The 18,260-nt window shown below is 71.5% G+C and carries 16 protein-coding genes and 1 tRNA gene; 5 read left to right on the forward strand and 12 right to left on the reverse strand.

What is annotated here, in order from left to right:
* Positions 1 to 2: 2 nt before the first annotated feature.
* Positions 3 to 1,316 (reverse strand): S8 family peptidase, encoded by a 1,314-nt coding sequence (locus tag ACIA3K_RS17675; RefSeq protein ID WP_396802230.1) that lies wholly within the window; start codon positions 1,314 to 1,316, stop codon positions 3 to 5.
* A gap of 186 nt (positions 1,317 to 1,502) precedes the next feature.
* Between ACIA3K_RS17675 and ACIA3K_RS17680 the strand changes: the two genes are divergently transcribed.
* From ACIA3K_RS17680 to ACIA3K_RS17695, 4 genes are all read left to right on the forward strand, one after another.
* Positions 1,503 to 4,115: a CHAT domain-containing protein gene (locus ACIA3K_RS17680; RefSeq protein WP_396802232.1), complete on the forward strand. Its 2,613-nt coding sequence runs from the start codon at positions 1,503 to 1,505 to the stop codon at positions 4,113 to 4,115.
* A 37-nt stretch (positions 4,116 to 4,152) separates the two neighbouring features.
* A complete protein-coding gene (locus ACIA3K_RS17685) occupies positions 4,153 to 4,413 on the forward strand; it encodes a hypothetical protein (protein ID WP_396802233.1) in 261 nt (86 codons plus the stop codon).
* 564 nt (positions 4,414 to 4,977) lie between these two features.
* The gene (locus tag ACIA3K_RS17690; RefSeq protein ID WP_396802234.1) at positions 4,978 to 6,306 is read left to right on the forward strand and encodes a toll/interleukin-1 receptor domain-containing protein; all 1,329 of its coding nucleotides are present in this window, start codon (positions 4,978 to 4,980) and stop codon (positions 6,304 to 6,306) included.
* 20 nt (positions 6,307 to 6,326) lie between these two features.
* Positions 6,327 to 6,719, forward strand: a complete 393-nt coding sequence (locus ACIA3K_RS17695; protein WP_396802236.1) for a tyrosine-type recombinase/integrase — start codon at positions 6,327 to 6,329, stop codon at positions 6,717 to 6,719.
* Between the two features lie 113 nt (positions 6,720 to 6,832).
* Here ACIA3K_RS17695 and ACIA3K_RS17700 read toward each other — a convergent pair.
* The 9 genes from ACIA3K_RS17700 to ald form a co-directional block, all read right to left on the reverse strand.
* Positions 6,833 to 6,906: transfer RNA gene (locus tag ACIA3K_RS17700), tRNA-Pro, on the reverse strand.
* A 172-nt stretch (positions 6,907 to 7,078) separates the two neighbouring features.
* The gene (der, locus tag ACIA3K_RS17705; protein WP_396802237.1) at positions 7,079 to 8,485 is read right to left on the reverse strand and encodes a ribosome biogenesis GTPase Der; all 1,407 of its coding nucleotides are present in this window, start codon (positions 8,483 to 8,485) and stop codon (positions 7,079 to 7,081) included.
* Positions 8,482 to 9,162 carry a (d)CMP kinase gene (gene cmk, locus ACIA3K_RS17710; RefSeq protein WP_396802514.1) on the reverse strand — a complete coding sequence of 227 codons (681 nt, stop codon included), beginning with the start codon at positions 9,160 to 9,162 and terminating at the stop codon, positions 8,482 to 8,484. The genes der and cmk overlap by 4 nt, the downstream gene beginning before the upstream one ends.
* A gap of 195 nt (positions 9,163 to 9,357) precedes the next feature.
* Positions 9,358 to 10,128 carry a pseudouridine synthase gene (locus ACIA3K_RS17715; RefSeq protein WP_396802239.1) on the reverse strand — a complete coding sequence of 257 codons (771 nt, stop codon included), beginning with the start codon at positions 10,126 to 10,128 and terminating at the stop codon, positions 9,358 to 9,360.
* A complete protein-coding gene (gene scpB / locus ACIA3K_RS17720; protein ID WP_396802240.1) occupies positions 10,115 to 10,981 on the reverse strand; it encodes an SMC-Scp complex subunit ScpB in 867 nt (288 codons plus the stop codon). The genes ACIA3K_RS17715 and scpB overlap by 14 nt, the downstream gene beginning before the upstream one ends.
* Positions 10,974 to 11,936, reverse strand: coding sequence for a segregation and condensation protein A (locus ACIA3K_RS17725; protein ID WP_396802241.1), 963 nt, complete (start codon positions 11,934 to 11,936; stop codon positions 10,974 to 10,976). The genes scpB and ACIA3K_RS17725 overlap by 8 nt, the downstream gene beginning before the upstream one ends.
* 23 nt (positions 11,937 to 11,959) lie before the next feature.
* Positions 11,960 to 12,883 carry a ParA family protein gene (locus ACIA3K_RS17730; RefSeq protein WP_357120878.1) on the reverse strand — a complete coding sequence of 308 codons (924 nt, stop codon included), beginning with the start codon at positions 12,881 to 12,883 and terminating at the stop codon, positions 11,960 to 11,962.
* 182 nt (positions 12,884 to 13,065) lie between these two features.
* The gene (locus ACIA3K_RS17735) at positions 13,066 to 14,049 is read right to left on the reverse strand and encodes a site-specific tyrosine recombinase XerD (protein WP_396802242.1); all 984 of its coding nucleotides are present in this window, start codon (positions 14,047 to 14,049) and stop codon (positions 13,066 to 13,068) included.
* Positions 14,050 to 14,057: 8 nt separating this feature from the next.
* A complete protein-coding gene (gene ald / locus ACIA3K_RS17740) occupies positions 14,058 to 15,173 on the reverse strand; it encodes an alanine dehydrogenase (protein WP_396802243.1) in 1,116 nt (371 codons plus the stop codon).
* 294 nt (positions 15,174 to 15,467) lie between these two features.
* Here ald and ACIA3K_RS17745 point away from each other — a divergent pair, with 294 nt between their 5' ends.
* Positions 15,468 to 15,725: a TM2 domain-containing protein gene (locus ACIA3K_RS17745; RefSeq protein WP_396802244.1), complete on the forward strand. Its 258-nt coding sequence runs from the start codon at positions 15,468 to 15,470 to the stop codon at positions 15,723 to 15,725.
* Between the two features lie 87 nt (positions 15,726 to 15,812).
* Here ACIA3K_RS17745 and ACIA3K_RS17750 read toward each other — a convergent pair whose 3' ends face one another.
* Together ACIA3K_RS17750 and ACIA3K_RS17755 are read right to left on the reverse strand one after the other, a co-directional pair.
* Positions 15,813 to 16,412 carry an NUDIX domain-containing protein gene (locus ACIA3K_RS17750; protein ID WP_396802245.1) on the reverse strand — a complete coding sequence of 200 codons (600 nt, stop codon included), beginning with the start codon at positions 16,410 to 16,412 and terminating at the stop codon, positions 15,813 to 15,815.
* Positions 16,409 to 18,154, reverse strand: coding sequence for a CTP synthase (locus ACIA3K_RS17755; protein WP_396802246.1), 1,746 nt, complete (start codon positions 18,152 to 18,154; stop codon positions 16,409 to 16,411). Before ACIA3K_RS17755 ends, ACIA3K_RS17750 begins: the two co-directional genes overlap by 4 nt.
* Between the last annotated feature and the right edge of the window lie 106 nt (positions 18,155 to 18,260).

Raw genomic sequence — 18,260 nt, forward strand, 5'->3', positions numbered from 1 at the left:
GCTCATCCGACGAGTACCCCGTAGTCGGGATGCCAACGGGGGGCGGCGAGCAGGGTCGTGCGCGCCGCGTCCGCGCTGAGACCCGCGGCGGTCATCAGGGCGGCGAGCCGCCCGGAGACGTGTGCGGTGGCGAACGAGGTACCCGCCCAGATGGCGAACCCGTGGAACTGCCGCACCGGCCGCCCGGGTAGCGGCAGCTGCCCCTCGACGTAGGTGCTGTGGCGCTCGCCCAGTGCGCAGGCGTCCACCCAGGGCCCGTAGCAGCTGTCGACCGCCGGCACCGGACCGCCGCTCGTCTGACTGACCGCCGCGACCGCCAGCACCCGGTCCAGGGCGGCAGGCCAGAGCGGACGGCTGGTGCCGGCGTTGCCGGCCGCCGCGACCACGGCGCTCGTCGTCGGCAGCGCCGCCAGCGCGTTGGCCAGTGGAATCGACGGCTGATCGTCCAGGGTGTATCCGCCCAGCGAGAGGTTGAAGACGGAAACCTGCGGTGCGAGCCGGCTCAGGGCGGCCACCACCGTCGCCTCGTCCCCCACCCCGGTCGGGTCCAGGGCCTGCTCCGGGTCGACGCGTACCCCCGGCGCGGCCTGCCGGACCACCCCGGCGACGAAGGTGCCGTGCCCGCCCTGCGGGGCGAGCACGTCGGTGTGGAAGTAGAGCGGGTCCTCGTCGTCGAGCTGTGGCAGATAAGCGCCGCCGAGCCACTGTGGATGACAGGTGCCGGCCTGCCGCCAGATCCCGGTGTCGCAGATGCCGACTGTGACGTCTGCGCCCTCGCCGAGCCGGGTCGGGTCGGGCGGCGGCAGCGCCGCGGCCGGGCGGGGTGGCGTGCCCGGGTTTCCCATGATGTTGCCCAGGCCGAGCAGCACATGGTGCGGCTGCACCGCCGGCACCGGTTGGCCGGGCCACTGCCGGGGGTCGCGCAGTTTGCCCACAACGCCGGGAATGTCGGTCTCCCGATCGAACAGCAGCCGGGTGACACCGGCAAAGCCGGCTGCGACGGTCACCGGATAATCGTGGGTGCGCAACCAGGTGGCGACCCGTTTGACGTCGGCGTCGGCGGCGAGCAGTTGCCGGGGCCGATAGAGGATCTCCCGCCCCGGAGCGGTATACCGGCGCACGTTCTGGTCGGCTGCCAGCGCCGCTTCGAACGCCTTCTGGTAGGCGTTGGCGTCCGCATCGCCAGCGACCGCCGGGGCGGGGCGTGGTACGACGCCGAACGGTGCCGCCACGGCCAGCGCGGACAGCGCCAGGACCCGCCGTCGGGACAGCCGGCCGGCCGGGCCTGGCACGGTGGGGTGGTGGGACGGCGGCACGGAACCTCCATGCTCGTGAGAGAAGCGCGCCCACTGATGGTGAGCGCAGCGAATTCCCGGACCGTCAATTATTCCGAACAATCGGCACTTGTCAATTACGCAACCAAGCAGTACATCCATTGCAGACATTCCCGCGACGGATTTCCGACGTTGACTCGCGGCTGTCCGTCGTGGACTCTCTAGTGCATGCCCGACAGCACCGGTTCCGGTGCCTCGGCGGCCCAGGCGGCACTCGACGCCGTCCAGCGACACCCACCCGAGGCGATCAGGATCGCCCACCAGGTGCTCGCCGGTCAGACCGTCGACGACGACGAGCGCTCCACCGCCGAGCGGGCCATCGGCCTGGCCCTGCGTGAGCTCAACGACCTGACCGGCGCACTGCGCCACCTACGCCGGGCGGTCCGGGCCGCCGGCACACCCCGCACCCAGGCGCTGGCCCGGATGAGCCTCGGGTACGTGCTGGCCAATGCCGGTCGTACCGCTGCCGCGCTGCGGGCCGTGACCGCCGCGCTGCCCCAGCTCACCGGCGCCGACGCCGGCCGGGCCCGGATGCAGCGGGGGGTGGTGCTGCACTACCGCGGCCGCTATGCCGAGGCGGTGCGCGACTACGGCATCGCCATCGACATAGCCCAACGCGAAGGCGATCCAATACTGGAGGCCCGCGCCCGCAACAATCGTGGGTTACTCAACGCGCACCGGGGCTCCCCCGGCAGCACCGACGACGACCTCTCCCGGGCGGCGGCGGTCTTCCGCCGGTTCGGACTCGACCTCGCAGCGGCAGACGCCCGCTGGAACGGTGGCATCGCCGCCGGGCAACGGGGCGAGATCGCCGTGGCGCTACGCTGCTTCGCCGACGTCGACGAGGAGTACCGGCGGCTCGCCGTCCCCCGTCCGGCGCTGCTGCTGGACCGGTTCGAGTTGCTACTGTCGGTGCCGCTGCTCGACGAGGCGGTCGAGGTCGCCGCCGCCGCGGTACGGGAGCTGCAACGCAGAGGAATGGCCTCGGACCTCGCCGAGGCGCTGCTCGCCCAGGCCCGGGCCGCACTGCTCGCCGACGACCTGGACACCGCGACCGCGGCTGCCGCCCAGGCCCGGGTCAGGTTCCGGCGTCAGGGCCGCCGCACCTGGGCCGCCTTCGCCCGGCACGTCGAACTGCGCGCGGAGTTCCGCCGGGGCAGCCGGACAGCAGCCCTGCTCGCCGCGATGGTGCGGACCGCCGGCCAGCTCGACGCCACCGGGTGGTCGGGCCCGGCGCTGACCACCCGCATCGAAGCCGGCCTGCTGGCCGCCGCCTCGGGTCGCGTCGACCGGGCCGTGGCCCTGCTCGACGTGGCCGCCCAGGCCCGCCGAAGCGGCACCGCCCCCCGCCGCGCCCAGGGTTGGTACGCCTTGGCCCGGTCGCGCCGGCTCACCGGGGACGACTCCGGTGCGGCCCGGGCCCTGCGCCGAGGGCTGGCCGTCCTCGACCGGCACCGCACGTCGCTCGGTGCTACGGAGTTACGGGCGCACAGCGGGACGTACGGGCAAGAGCTGGCCGTCGAGGGCCTTGACATCGCGGTCCGCGCCGGCTCCCCGGCCCGGACCCTGACCTGGGCCGAACGCTGGCGGGCAAACACCCTGCGGATGCGGCCGGCGCTGCCCCCCGACGACCCGGACCTGTTCGCGGCGCTCACCGAACTCCGGCTCGTCAGTAGCCTGCTGGAGGACACCGTGCTGGCCGGCCGGCCGGCCCACGCCCTGCGCACCCGGCAGGCCCGGCTGGAACGGCGCATCCAGGACCTGGCCCGCCGGGTGCCCGGCGAAAGCGGCGTCGTGACCCCGCCCGGCGTGGGCATGCTCGCCGGACGGCTCGGCTCCCGCGTGCTTGTCGAACTGATCGCCCACGGCGACCGGCTCCGGGCGGTGCTGATCCGCGACGGCCGCGCAAGCCTGCACGACCTCGGCCCGCTCGCCGAGGCGGTGCACCTGGTCCGATGGCACCGGTTCGCCCTGCGCCGGCTGGTCACCACCGGCGACACGCCCACCGCGCGGGCCGGGGCCGGGCACGCCGCCGCCACCCTGGACCGCCAGCTCTTCGATCCGTTGCGGCGGCACCTCGGCGACCGCCCCCTGGTGATCGTGCCGGTCGGAGCCCTGCACGCCTTGCCGTGGTCAGGGTTGCCGACCTGTGCCGGACGTCCCGTGACGGTTGCCCCGTCGGCCACCGCCTGGCTCAGGGCGGACGGCCGGCAACCATCGGCCGGGCCCTCGGTCCTGGCCTGCGGGCCGCGCCTGCCGGCCGGCCGGACCGAGGTACGCCGACTCGCGCAGGTGCTGCCTGGGGCCACCCTGCTCACCGGTACGGACGCCACCGCCGACGCGTTGACCGCAGCGCTGGACGGGGCCGCCCTGGTCCACATCGCCGCCCACGGCACCTTCCGCGCCGACAACCCCCAGTTCTCCACCCTGGAGCTGGCCGACGGGCCGCTGTTCGCGTACGAGTGGGAACGGGTCTCCCGGCCGCCCGGCTGCGTGGTGCTCTCCGCCTGCGACTCTGGGCTGACCGGGGTGCGTCCCGGCGACGAGGTCATGGGCTTCACCGCCGTGCTGCTCGCCCTGGGCGCACGGTGCCTGATCGCCACCGTGCTGCCGGTGCCGGCCGACCCCACCACCGCTCTCATGCTCGACCTGCACCGACGGATGCGGGCCGGCGTCCGCCCCGCCCAGGCTCTCGCCGACGCACAGCAGGCCTTCGTCAGCCCCGGCGACGGCACCGCCGGGGCCACGGCGGCGGCGTTCGTCTGCCTCGGCGCCGGTTGACGCCGCGCCCCTGCGCCGCATCGGTCCGCCCCGGCCTATGGGCTGGTACGCAGGACGCGCTCGAGATCGCTATCCGAATCGCCGCCAACTCGGTAACGCCACCCGCTGCGAGGCGACCCGACCGGAGGCCCGCCAGCCGGGCGAGCTGCGCGGCAAGATCGAGCTGCGGCGCATCGACGTCCGGTACGACAACGGTGCGCCCCTGGTCCTGAACAACATCAATCTGCCCATCGCGAACAGCAACAAGGTGGCCAGCGGGGATGGCCGTCGGCGAGGCGGTAGTTGTAGACAGCCATGAGGCTGCACCTCCGCAGTAACGGGATCGAGGGATGCAACAACCCACATTGAGCGATCTCCGTTACCGCCAGCGTTACCGCAAGATCACAAATGATTTCTACATCCGCTGGTGAATACCGATCGGACGGCCGGATTCGAAGCGACGACCCATTGTTACCGACAATCACCGAATCAGGCTTGTCGTTGCTTGCGGGAAGTGGCCGCTGAGCTGCAGAGACACCGCAAGGCGCTCATCACTGGTGGCTACTGGCGACGAAGACCTGGGACAAGTACAGGCGACACAGGCGGATCGAGGTCGGCCTTCGGCATCGCGCGCACGGCAGCGCCGAACTCGCAGGCGCGCTGGACCATACGCCGCGGAACGGCGCTCGACCGTGCCCATGGTGAAGTCGAACCCACCGTCGAGCACCATCGCGCGCACCCGCTGCCGGACCTGCTCCGCGTACACCGCACCCAGCCGCGTGCCATACCGCTGCCGGGAAAGGTCCAGCCAGTACAGGAAGCCGACCCGGGTCGGTACCTCTGGTTCTTGACGGCCGCGCAGGGTGCTTGCAATTGTCACCGAGTGACCGCACCCAGTGACCGGCTTAACGTCAAGGTCTTCCTCAGCCACCGCTACCGGTCGCCTGCGATAAACCTGAAGTTCTTCGACCTGATTGACCAGGTTGCCGATGTCCAGTTCGAGGTCGACTGGGGGCTAAAGGCAACGAGCACGACCCGCTTAGAACGCATGATCCGCGACGTCGAGATCTTCGCTGGCATCTACTCGTTGAGCGACGATCCGTTTGAGCGTCTGCCGGCCGCAGATCTGGTGCGGGCCACCCGGTACTTCAAGCTCGAGCTCGACATGGCGATGCGCTACCGCAAGCCGTCGATCCTGTTCATCGACCGCCGGTTCGGGAGCAGTCTGCATGGGCCGCCGGGCTCCGTCAGCCTCCGCTACTCGGCCCAGGAGATCCTCAGCCAAGGCATGGAGACGACACGACGGCATCTTCGCGACGAGTTCGCCACGTTCTGCCGATCGGTCGCCAACCACCCTCAGAAGCGGTCAGCGCGCGACACCACCGCAGTCGGGTTGCTTGTACCGACAAAGGGCGAGGCGCGAGGCGCTACCGCGGCCGCCGTCGAGGCGTTCAACTATGCGGTGGAAGTCCTGCCCTCGCCCATCGCCATCGACGGGGGCTTCATCGCGCAGCTACAGAGGTGCGACTGGGTGCTAGCCGACCTGAGCCAACCGTCGGCCGTGGCCGCAGTGGCGTTCCTGCGGGGCCATGGGATACCTGTCCTGCGGATTGGGCCGGTGGATGGACCACCGGACGTCGCAACAGAAGAACTGATCTACGGCGAACTTGCCCCACACTATACAAAGGACCTCATCCGTTGGAGTGACCCGGAGCGCCTACAAGTCGCCCTTGAGGAACGGATCGGGCAGATCCTCAGTGAGCCAGGTCTTATCGACAACCGGGTCGACGCCCAGGGCTATTTCCAGTCGGCCGCCAAGCTGAACCACCTCGTGTTCCTCAGCTACGCGAAAGAAGATCACGAGTACGCCGATCGAATCGGCGCCGAGCTCAGCAGCGCTTTCCAAGAGGTCTTCGACTACAGGAAGCCGGCCGCGATACCACACGGCGCACGGTGGCTCGACCACATGCTGGCCAGCTTGGCGACGGCCGCGATCGGAGTGCCCCTGCTGTCGCCGAACTATGTCGCGAGCTCCTACTGCATGGAAGAAGGGCGACGGATGATGGATGCCGCTCTCAGTGGCCGAATGCGGGTGTTTCCGGTGCTGCTTGCGGACTCGGGCGTGGACCTGTTCAGCCAACTGGAATACCGTCGCGCCACGCGGATGTCTCCGACCGAGATCGTTGCCGGCATCGCCCGGGAGGTGGCATGAGCTTGCCAACGGTGGCTGTAGTGGGCAGCGTGGCGACAAGGCGTTCCTACGATCCACCGCTGCGTGACGTGGCGGTGGCGCCCGCGCCGCCGAGGAAATCGGGCGGGAACTCACACAGCATGGGTGCCGGTTACATCCTGGTCATCGAACTCGGCCAGCCGCAGCGCACCGACTGGCTCCGCCGCCGGGTGTACGAGCTGATGACCAAGGCCGGGATCCGCAAGGTCCGGCCGTATGACGCCCGCCATGCCTGCCTGACCTACCTCGTCGGCGCGAGCGTGCCCGACGTCGTCCTCGCCGCCTGGGCCGGCCACGCCGACGGCGGCACGCTGGCCAAGCGGGTCTACGTCCACCCCGACAGCAGTCACCTCAAGGTGGCTGCCGAGCATCTCCAATCAGGCCTGTTCGGATGACTTGAGGGCCCGAAATTCAGCAGTACGGGCGTACGTGAGAAATTGTGAGACGAGACGGCAAAAGGCCTCGACTCACCGAAGTGAATCAAGGCCTCTGACCTGCTTAAACTCTGTCGGGACGGCCGGATTCGAACCGACGACCCCTTGACCCCCAGTCAAGTGCGCTACCAAGCTGCGCCACGTCCCGCCCCCGCAGAGTTCCCCCTGCGACAGCCGGTACAGCTTAGCGCAGCACTCCTGCCCCGTCCGCACAGGCCCCACCCGCGCCGCAGGAGCGGCGAACCACCCCACAACCCCTAGAGCGTCCTAGGAGGGTGGGTCAGGCGAGAACGCCTGACCCACCCTCGAAGAGAAGCGAATTACCCGTGCGCCTTGCCCCGGCCACCGGGGCCGAGCTTCTTGCGGGGGCGTACGGAGATCTCGATGGGGCTGCCCTCGTACCCGAACTCCTCGCGGAGCTTGCGCTCGACGAACCGCTGGTATCCGGCGTCGAGCGGGCCCGTGGTGAAGAGCACGAACCGCGGCGGCGCCACCCCGGCCTGCGTGGCGAACAGGATGCGGGGCGCCCGTCCACCGCGCACCGGGTGCGGGGTGGCCTGCACGAGCGCGGTGAGCCACTGGTTGAGGTGCGCGGTCGGTACGCGCAGTTCCCAGCTCGCCAGGGCCTTGTTGAGGGCCGGGGCCAGCTTGTCGACCGCGCGGCCGGTCATGGCCGACAGGTTCAGCCGGATCGCCCAGGGGATGCGGCGCAGCTCCCGGTCGATCTCCTTGTCCAGGTAGTACCGGCGGTCGGCGTCGACCAGGTCCCACTTGTTGAACGCGATGACCAGCGCCCGGCCGGCCTCGGTCACCATCGTGAGGATCCGCTGGTCCTGCTCGCTGATCGGCTCGCTGGCGTCCAGGAGCACGACGGCCACCTCGGCGGCCTCGATCGCGCCGGCGGTGCGCAGGCTGGCGTAGTACTCGGTGCCGCTGGCCTTGCCGACCCGCTTGCGCAGACCCGCGGTGTCCACGAGCTGCCAGGTCTGGCCGCCGATCTCGACCAGGCTGTCGACCGGGTCCACTGTGGTGCCGGCGACCGAGTCGACGACGGCCCGGTCCTCGCCGGAGAACCGGTTGAGCAGACTGGACTTGCCCACGTTCGGCCGGCCGACCAGCGCCACCCGGCGCGGCCCGCGCGGCCGGTTCTCGACGATCGCGGGGGCTTCGGGCAGCGCGGCGAGGATGGCGTCCAGCAGGTCACCGGAGCCGCGCCCGTGCAGCGCGGACACCGGGAACGGCTCGCCGAGGCCGAGCGACCACAGCGACACGGCCTCCATCTCGATGGAGTTGTTGTCGGCCTTGTTGGCCACCAGGATGACCGGCTTGGCGCTGCGACGCAGCATCTTCACCGCGGCCTCGTCCACGTCGGTGGAGCCGACCATCGCGTCGACCACGAAGAGGACCACGTCGGCGGTGAGCACCGCCGTCTCGGCCTGCGCGGCGATGGCCGCCGCGCGGTCCTTCGCGTCGGGTTCCCAACCGCCGGTGTCCACCACGGTGAACGACCGGCCGTTCCACTGCGCGTCGTACGGCACGCGGTCCCGGGTCACGCCGGGAATGTCCTCGACGACCGCCTGCCGGCGGCCGATGATCCGGTTGACGAGGGTCGACTTGCCCACGTTGGGGCGGCCGACGACCGCGACCACCGGCTGCGGACCGGTCGGCTCCTCGACGACGAGGTCCGGCTCGCGCAGCTCGACCCACCCGGCCGAATCGGCGCTCATGCCACTCCCCGCTCGGTGAGCAGGTCACGCAGCCGGGCCACGACCTCGTCGATGCCCAGCTCGGTGGTGTCCAGCACGACGGCGTCCGAGGCCTGGGCCAGCGGGTTGACCTTGCGGGTCGAGTCGAGCCGGTCGCGGCGGGCCAGGTCGGCGGCGGTGGCCGCCACATCGGAGGCGTCCTCGGCGCTGCGCCGGGCCGCGCGGGCCGCCTCGGAGGCCGTCAGGAAGACCTTCAGTTCGGCGTCCGGCGCCACGACCGAAGCGATGTCCCGGCCCTCGACCACGATCCGGCCCGCGTTGACGATCATCTCGCGCTGCCGGGCGACCAGCAGCTCACGGACGGCCGGCACGGCGGCGACGGCGGAGACCGCCCGGGTCACCTCGGGCCCACGGATCTCCGCGTCCACGCTCACGCCGTCGACGGTCACGCCGTACCCCTGGGGGTCGGTGCCGATGCGCAGGTCGGCCTCGCCGGCGACCTTGGCCACCGACGCGGCGTCCGTGAGATCCACGCCGGAGCGCAGCACGGCCCACGTGATCGCCCGGTACATCGCCCCGGTGTCCAGGTAGCGCGCACCGATGCCGACGGCGAGCCGCCGCGACACGGTGGACTTACCCGAACCGGACGGCCCGTCCACAGCGACCACACATCGCTCGGCCCGTACGTTTTCCTCCACCGTGTCCTCCTCAGCCCGTACCTCGCGGATCGCCCGGTGCTGGCGCCGCAAGCGGTTGTCCATCGTCATCCATCATGCCCGGGGTCCGTGGCGCACCCACGCGCGCCGCCGCCCGAGGCGACCCACGCCACCCTCCGACGGCCGCTTCCCGGCCGCTGCGGAGCCTACCGGCAGCCGTACCCCGAAGCCCGGGGGTCAGTCACCCACCGCGCGGAACAGGGCGGCGACCTCCGCGTTGGTCAGGCGCCGCAGACGCCCGGTGCGCAGGTCGCCCAACCGGATCGGACCGATGGAGGTACGCACCAGACGGGTGACCGGGTGCCCGACCTCGTCCATCAACCGCCGGACGATGTGCTTGCGCCCTTCGTGCAGGCTCAGCTCCACCTGGGCGCTCTTGCCCAGGGTGCCCACCACCTTGAACGAGTCGACCTTGACCGGCCCGTCTTCCAGCTCGACGCCCGCGAGGAGCCGCTTGCTCAGGTTGCGCGGGATCGGCCCGACCACCTCGGCCAGGTAGGTCTTCAGCACCTCGTACGAGGGGTGCATGAGCTTGTGCGCGAGGTTGCCGTCGTTGGTGAGCAGCAGCAGGCCCTCGCTGTCCGCGTCGAGCCGCCCGACGTGGTAGACCCGCTGGTCCAACCGCCTGCCGATGAACTCGGCCAGCTCGGTGCGCCCCTTGTCGTCCGCCATGGTGGTGACCACACCGCGCGGCTTGTTCATCGCCACGTAGACCAGGCGGACGTCGACCTGGAGGCGTTCGCCGTCCACGTGGATCACGGCCTGGGCCGGGTCGACCTTGTCGCCGAGCTTGGCGACCCGCCCGTCCACGGTGACCCGGCGCCGGAAGATCAGGTCCTCGCAGGCGCGGCGGGAACCCACGCCGGCGGCGGCCAGCACCTTCTGCAGGCGTTCCGCGCCCTCGTAGACGGGGGCGTCGGACTTCGGGGAACGGTTATCGGGTCGCATCGGCAAGCTCTTCTACGTCGTCGGGCAGGAAGGGTGCGAGAGGTGGCAATTCGTCGACGGTGTTCAGCCCGAGCTTCTCCAGGAACAGCGTGGTGGTCCGGTACAGGAACGCCCCGCTGTCCGATTCGGTGCCGCACTCCTCGACGAGACCGCGAGTGACCAGCGTACGGATGACGCCGTCGCAGTTGACACCCCGGATGGCCGAGATCCGCGACCGGGTCACCGGCTGCTTGTACGCGACCACGGCCAGAGTTTCCAGAGCCGCCTGGGTCAGCCGCACGGACTGCCCGTCCAGGACGAACCGCTCGACGTACGTAGCGTATTCCGGCCGGGTGTACAACCGCCAACCGCCGGCGGCCCGGCGCAGCTCGAACCCGTTCCCGGCGGCGGTGTAGCCGGCGGCGATCTCGTCGAGCACCGGCCCGATCCGCTCGGCCGGCTGCTCCAGCACCTGGGCCAGAACCAGCTCGCTGACCGGTTCGTCCACCACCAGGAGGATCGCCTCCAGCGCGCCGCGCAGCTCAGCGTCGGCCAGCTCCGGCGCGGGCTCCGGCACGACCGCCGGCCGCCGCCGGCCGACGGGCTCCCGCCGGGGTACGCCCCGAGCCGCACCCGCCGCAGCAGGCTCCCCAGCCGCAGCGGGCACGCCGGCCTCGGACGCAACCGCCGCAGCGGGCACGCCCGGCTCGTCGGCCTCGACCGGCTCGGCCGGTTCACCGGCGGCTGCGTCGGAGGACTCAGCCTCGGCCTCGGCAGGTGCGGTGGTGGGGGCCGGTGGGCGTGGGCGTTCCCACGGGGGAACCCAGGCGGCGGCCTGGTCGGCCAGGGAGTCCCGGCGCTCCTCGTCACTCATCCCGCGCACCCTCCGTCGCTTCCGTTCCGACCGGTCCGCCGGCCTCCTCCCCCGCCACCACCGGCTCCGGCCCGGGAGGCGGGTCGGCGTCGGCGGGTGTGCCGGCGTACTCGTCGACGTGCAGTTCGGTCTCGCCGTCGGTGGGCCCGGTCCAGCGCACGGTCAGCTCCTCCAGGGCCTGCTCCTGCACGAAGGCCACCAGCCCCTCCCGGTACAGCTCCAGCAGCGCCAGGAACCGGGCCACCACCTCCAGGGTGGCCTCGCAGTCGGCGCAGAGCAGCGAGAACGTGGCCGTGCCGGCCCGGCGGAGCCGGGCGGTGAGGATCGCCGCGTGCTCGCGCACACTGACCCGCACCATGTGCACGTGGGCGATGGACACCTCCGGCGAGACCTTCGGGGTCATCGCCTTGACGGCCAGTTTCAGCAGCCGCTGCGGGCCGATGCCGAGCACCAGGTCGGGCAGCGCCTCGGCGTAGCGGGGCTCCAGACTCACCGCCCGGGGATAGCGGCGGCCGCCGACCGCTTCCAGCTCGGCGATGTGTGCCGCCGCCTCCTTGTACGCCTTGTACTGCAGCAGCCGGGCGAAGAGCAGGTCCCGGGCCTCCAGCAGGGCGAGGTCCTCCTCGTCCTCGACGTCGGCGGCGGGCAGCAGCCGGGCGGCCTTCAGGTCGAGCAGGGTCGCGGCGATGAGCAGGAACTCGCTGGCCTCGTCCAGGTCCCAGCCGTCGCCCATGGCGCGGATGTAGGCGATGAACTCGTCGGTGACCGTGTGCAGGGCCACCTCGGTGACGTCGAGCTTGTGTTTGCCGATGAGTTGCAGCAGCAGGTCGAAGGGGCCGGTGAAGTTGGCCAGTCGCACCGTGAACCCGGCGGGCTGCGCACCGTCGACCACGGCCGGATCGGCGGTGTCGGGCGGGTCGAGGGGTGGTGCGGTCACCGCACGACCGTAGTCCACGAGACGGGCACCGGGACTTCCGGCTACCGCTCCGACTGGGCGGCGATCACCTCGCGGGCCAGCTGACGGTAGTTACGCGCCCCGGAGGAGGCCGGGTCCATCGTCGTGATGGGGGCACCGGCCACGGTGGACTCGGGGAACTTCACCGTCTTGGTGATGACCGTCTGGTAGACCTTGTCGCCGAACGCCTCGACCACCCGCTGGAGCACCTGGCGGCAGTGGGTGGTGCGGCTGTCGTACATGGTGGCGAGGATGCCTTCGAGCTCCAGGTCGAAGTTGAGCCGCTCGCGCACCTTGTCGATGGTGTCCAGCAGCAGGGCGACACCGCGCAGGCTGAAGAACTCGCACTCGAGCGGAATGAGCACGCCGTGCGCGACGGTCAGCGCGTTGATCGCCAGCAGGCCGAGGGACGGCTGGCAGTCGATCAGGATGTAGTCGTACTCCTTGCGGACCGAGCGCAGGACCCGGGCCAGGGCCATCTCGCGGGCCACCTCGTTGACGAGCTGGATCTCGGCGGCGGAGAGGTCGATGTTGGCCGGCAGCAGGTGCAGGCCCGCGACGTCGGTCTTGATGAGGACGTCCTCGGCGGTCACGTCGTCCTGCATGAGCAGGTTGTAGACGGACAGGTCGAGGTTGTGCGGGTTGACCCCCAGGCCCACCGAGAGCGCGCCCTGCGGGTCGAAGTCGACCAGCAGCACCTTGCGGCCGTACTCCGCGAGGGCCGCGCCCAGGTTGATGGTGGTGGTCGTCTTGCCGACGCCACCCTTCTGGTTGGCCATCGCGATGATGCGCGCCGGACCGTGCCGATCGGTGGGCATCGGCTCGGGGATGGGCTTGCGCATCGTGTAGGCGGCCGGGTCGGCCGGACCCAGATCGTTGCCGAGCGCGGCCTGCTGCTCGCGGAGCTCCGACGTCCACGTCTCGGCACGGTCACCGTTGCCAGCCATGTGCTCGTTGCCCCCTCCCGACGACCCACCCGGCGTCGGAGCCGTCCGACGTCCTTCGCGGCGCCGCTGCGCACCCCGGTCTGTCGCCCCAGGAGGTCCGCGCCGATGCCGACTGTACGCCACCGACCAGCAGGGCGTTCGGCACCGGCCCGGCGTGTCGGGGCCGATGCCCGCGGTGGCCGTCAGTCGCGGGCGCGCGGGTGGGCGGTGGCGTACACCTCGCGCAGCCGTTCGACGGTGACGAGGGTGTAGACCTGGGTGGTGGTCACCGAGGCGTGACCGAGCAGTTCCTGGACGACCCGCACGTCGGCGCCACCGTCGAGCAGATGGGTCGCGTACGAGTGGCGCAGGGTGTGCGGGGACACCGCCGACGGTCCCTCGACCGGCAGGCCGGCGCGGGCGGCCGCGTGCCGCAGGATCATCCAGGCGCCCTGGCGCGACAGCGCGCCGCCCCGGGCGTTGAGGAACACCGCCGGGGTGCCCCGGCCGGCGGCGGCCAGCGCCGGACGGGCCCGGACCAGGTAGGCGCGGACCGCGTCGACGGCGTACCCGCCGATCGGGACGAGGCGCATCCGGCCGCCCTTGCCGCGCAGCAGCACGGTGCCCTCGTCGACGTCCAGGTCGTCGACGGCCGCGCCGACCGCCTCGGAGATGCGCGCGCCGGTGCCGTACAGGAACTCCAGCAGCGCCCGGTCGCGCAGCGCGAGCGACGCGCCGTCACCGGTCGCGGTGACCGGCCCGGCGGTTTCCAGCAGCCGGACCACCTCGTCTACTCCCAGCGCGCGGGGCAGCCGGCGCGGCGGGGTGGGCGGGCGGACGTCGCGGCTCGGGTCGGCGCCGGCCAGCCCCTCCCGCACGGCGAATCGGTGCAGGCCACGGACCGCGCTGGCCGCGCGGGCGGCCGACGACACGGCCAGCGGCGGGTGGTCGTCGTCGCCCGCGCGCAGTCGGGCCAGGTGCGACTCGACGACGCCGGGGGCGACCGACGCGAGGTCGGCGACGCCGGCCTCGGCCAGGGTCGTGAGGTAACGCTCCAGATCCCGGCGGTACGAGGCGAGGGTGTTCGCGGACAGGCCGCGCTCGACGGTGAGGTGATCGAGGTACCCGCGGACGGCACGGCGCAGGGCCGGCGCGGGTTCGACGCCCGCACCGGCCCGTTCGACCACGGAATCGGTCAGCCCAGCACCTCGGCCAGCGGGAGCACCGGCATGCCGTGCGCCTCGGCGACCGGGCCGTAGGTGACCTGGCCGTCGTGGGTGTTCAGGCCCAGCGCCAGCGCCGGGTCGCCGCGCAGGGCGTCGCGCCAGCCCTGGTTGGCCAGTTCGAGGGCGTACGGCAGGGTGACGTTCGTCAGCGCGTAGGTGCTGGTGTTCGGCACCGCGCCGGGCATGTTCGCCACGCAGTAGAAGATCGACTCGTGCACCTTGTAGACCGGGTCGGCGTGCGTGGTGGGGCGCGAGTCCTCGAAGCAGCCACCCTGGTCGATGGCGATGTCGACGAGCACGCTGCCCGGCTTCATCCGGGAGACCAGCTCGTTGGAGATGAGCGTCGGGGCCTTCGCGCCGGGCACCAGCACCGCGCCGATGACCAGGTCGGCGTCGAGGACGGCCCGCTCGATCTCGTACGCGTTGGAGGCGACGGTCTGCAGGTGCCCCCGGTAGATGGCGTCGGCCTGGCGCAGGCGGGCCACGTTCTTGTCCAGCAGCAGCACCTCGGACTGCAGGCCCAGGGCGATGGCGGCGGCGTTCATGCCGGAGACGCCGGCACCGATGACGACGGTCTTCGCCGCGTACACGCCGGAGACGCCGCCGGGCAGCACACCCCGACCACCGCCGGTGCGCATCATGTAGAACGCGCCCACCTGCGGGGCGAGCCGGCCCGCCACCTCGGACATCGGCGCGAGCAGCGGCAGCGACCTGTCGGGCAGCTCGACGGTCTCGTACGCGATGCCGGTGACCTTGCGGTCGACCAGCGCGTCCGTGCACTCCTTGGAGGCGGCCAGGTGCAGGTAGGTGAAGAGGACCTGCCCCTCGCGCATCCGGTGGTACTCCTCGGCGATCGGCTCCTTGACCTTGAGCACCAGCTCGGCGGTGTCCCACACCTCGTCGGCGGTGGCCAGGATCTTCGCGCCGGCGGCGGCGAACTCCTCGTCGGTGATGCTGGAGCCGACGCCCGCGCCGGACTCGACGAAGACCTGGTGGCCGCTGCGGGTGAACTCGTTGACGCCCGCCGGCGTGATCGCCACGCGGTACTCGTGGTTCTTGACCTCGCGTGGGATTCCGACCTTCACGATGCAGACACCTCTCTTCGGGGTTGAGTTCCCCCGACCGCTCGGCGCCACGACGGCCCCATTGCCGCCGCGGTCCACCGGTCCCGCCGGCGGCAGTCTAGGCGCGTCCGGCCCCGCCGTGAGCCAGCACAGTGGCATCCGAAGCCGGGGTGACCTGACGGTGTGTCAGGGGCTCGGAATCGGGTCGGCGGTGGGGCGTCGCCTCAGCCGTCAGGACAGTGTTCGCCCATTATCGTCCCATCTGCCGGGCGCCGGTACGGACAGCGGGCGAGTGGATCACTATTGTGTCCGCCCATGACCACTCCTGAATACCAGCCCGGGTACGCCCCGGGTTACTCCGACAAGAGCAAGGTCGTCGCGGGCATCCTCGGCATCCTGCTCGGCACCTTCGGCGCCGGTCGGTTCTACACCGGACACACCAAGATCGCCGTGCTCCAGCTCGTCGTGAGCCTGGTGACCTGTGGCGCCGGCGGCCTCTGGGGCCTCATCGACGGCATCCTCATCCTCGTCAACGGGGGCACGGACGCGCAGGGTCGCCCGCTGCGGGACTGACATTCCGCTTGGACATACAACGGGGCCCCGCCGATGGCGGGGCCCCTTTGGCGCGTACTCGATGATCGGCTGGACCGACCGCGGCGCTCAGCGCGGCAGCAGCGCCTCCGCCCGGCGCAGCGCCGCGAAGCCGGTGTCCCGGCCGCGCGCCGCCGCGAGCAGACCGGCCACCGCGGACGCGTTGGTGATCTCGCCGGCGAGGACCATGCCGACCGCCTCGTCGAGGTCGACCCGGACGACCTGGAGGTCGGCCTCCTCGTCGTGGCGCTCGTGCCGCTCGTCGGCCGGCACGTCCGCGAGGTCCCGGGCCAGGAAGACCCGGACGATCTCGTTGGTGAACCCGGGCGAACTGTGCAGGTCGACCAGCACGTCGATGCGCCCGGCGGTCAGGTCGGCCTCCTCGGCCAGCTCCCGCAGCGCGGCGGCCGGCAACTCCTCGCCGGAGACGTCCATCAGCCCGGCCGGCAGCTCCCAGAGGTGCCGGCCCACCGGGTGCCGATACTGGCGGATCAGCACCACCTGACCGGCGTCGTCCAGGGCCACCACGGCCACCGCCCCGACGTGCCGCACGAGGTCACGCAGCGCGGTGCCGCCACCCGGCATGGTCACCTCCTCGGTGACCACGTCGAAGATCCGCCCGCGGTACCGCTCCTCGCGGGAACGGACCTCGTAGCGGTGCTCGGTCACGCCGACGCCTTCGTCGCGGCGCCGTTGCGGGCCGCCTTGCGCGCCGACGGGGCCTCCGCGGCGGGCTCGAGGTCGACCGGCAACTGGTCGGCCTGCGAGTACGCCACCGCGGCCTTGACGAACGACGCGAACAGCGGGTGCGGACGGGTCGGGCGGCTCTTGAGCTCCGGGTGCGCCTGCGTGGCCACGAAGAACGGGTGCAGGTCGCGGTCCAGCTCGATGAACTCGACCAGCCGGCCGTCCGGCGAGGTGCCGGAGATGTGCAGGCCCGCCTTGGTCAGCGCGTCCCGGTAGGCGTTGTTGACCTCGTAGCGGTGCCGGTGCCGCTCGCTGATCTCGGTGCTGCCGTACGACTCGGCGACGATCGAGCCCTCGGTCAACGTCGCCGGGTACGCCCCGAGCCGCATGGTGCCGCCCAGGTCGCCCTTGCCGGCGACGATGTCCTCCTGGTCGGCCATCGTGGCGATGACCGGGTGCGCGGCCTGCTCGTCGAACTCCAACGAGTTGGCGCCGTCCAGGCCGGCCAGGTGCCGGGCCACGTCGATCGTCATGCACTGCAGGCCGAGACAGAGGCCGAGCAGGGGGATGCCGTTCTCCCGGGCGTACCGGGCCGTGCCGATCTTGCCCTCGATGCCGCGGACGCCGAACCCGCCCGGGATGAGGATGCCATCCACGCCGGCCAGGGCCGCCGCCGCGCCGGCCGGGGTGACGCACTCGTCGCTGGGCACCCACTTGAGCTGCACCCGGGACCGGTTACCGAAACCGGCCGCCCGGATCGCCTCGCTCACCGACAGGTACGCGTCGGGCAGGTCGACGTACTTGCCGACCACGGCGACGGTCACCGTGTGCCGGGGTCGGTGCACCCGCTCCAGCAGGTCGTCCCAGCTCGCCCAGTCCACGTCCCGGAACGAGAGCCCGAGCCGGCGCACCACGTACGCGTCGAGCCCCTCGCGGTGCAGCACCTTCGGGATGTCGTAGATGCTCGGGGCGTCCGGGGCGGCGACGACCGCCTCGCGGTCGACGTCGCAGTAGAGCGACAGCTTCTCCTTGAGCTTCTCCGGGATCTCCCGGTCGCAGCGCAGCACGATGGCGTCCGGCTGGATACCGATGTTGCGCAGCTGGGCCACGGAGTGCTGGGTCGGCTTGGTCTTCAGCTCGCCCGACGGCGCCAGGTACGGCACCAGCGAGACGTGCAGGTAGAAGCAGTTGTCCCGGCCCAGGTCGTGGCGGACCTGACGGATCGCCTCCAGGAACGGCAGCGACTCGATGTCGCCCACCGTGCCGCCGACCTCGGTGATGACCACGTCGGGCAGGACACCGTCCTCGTCCGGGTCCGCCATCGCCAGGATCCGCGACTTGATCTCGTTGGTGATGTGCGGGATGACCTGGACGGTGTCGCCCAGGTACTCGCCGCGCCGCTCCTTGGCGATCACGTCGGAGTAGATCTGCCCGGTGGTGACGTTCGCCTTGCCGGACAGCGCCCGGTCGAGGAAACGCTCGTAGTGGCCGACGTCGAGGTCGGTCTCGGCGCCGTCCTCGGTGACGAAGACCTCGCCGTGCTGGAACGGGTTCATCGTCCCCGGGTCGACGTTCAGGTAGGGGTCGAGCTTCTGCATCACGACGCGGAGGCCGCGCGCGGTCAGCAGGTTGCCGAGGCTGGAGGCGGTGAGGCCCTTACCCAGCGAGGAGGCGACGCCCCCGGTGACGAAAATGTGCCTGGTCGTCCGTGCTGATGGGGCCAAGGCCTGCTCCCGTGTCGTCTGTCGCGGTCATGCAGACCGCCGTGCTCGATCAGCAAAGTGATCACGCGATCCACGGGATTCCACGGTAACACCTCCGCGACGGGTA

Source organism: Micromonospora sp. NPDC051543, from assembly GCF_044454415.1.
Taxonomy (GTDB): Bacteria; Actinomycetota; Actinomycetes; order Mycobacteriales; family Micromonosporaceae; genus Micromonospora.

Excerpts from the sequence above, each read along its gene's own strand:
- ACIA3K_RS17680 (WP_396802232.1), top strand. The coding sequence starts at position 1,503 with ATGCCCGACAGCACCGGTTCCGGTGCCTCGGCGGCCCAGGCGGCACTC.
- ACIA3K_RS17685 (WP_396802233.1), top strand. The coding sequence starts at position 4,153 with ATGGGCTGGTACGCAGGACGCGCTCGAGATCGCTATCCGAATCGCCGC.
- der (WP_396802237.1), bottom strand. The coding sequence starts at position 8,485 with ATGAGCGCCGATTCGGCCGGGTGGGTCGAGCTGCGCGAGCCGGACCTC.
- ACIA3K_RS17715 (WP_396802239.1), bottom strand. The coding sequence starts at position 10,128 with ATGCGACCCGATAACCGTTCCCCGAAGTCCGACGCCCCCGTCTACGAG.
- scpB (WP_396802240.1), bottom strand. The coding sequence starts at position 10,981 with ATGAGTGACGAGGAGCGCCGGGACTCCCTGGCCGACCAGGCCGCCGCC.
- ACIA3K_RS17730 (WP_357120878.1), bottom strand. The coding sequence starts at position 12,883 with ATGGCTGGCAACGGTGACCGTGCCGAGACGTGGACGTCGGAGCTCCGC.
- ACIA3K_RS17745 (WP_396802244.1), top strand. The coding sequence starts at position 15,468 with ATGACCACTCCTGAATACCAGCCCGGGTACGCCCCGGGTTACTCCGAC.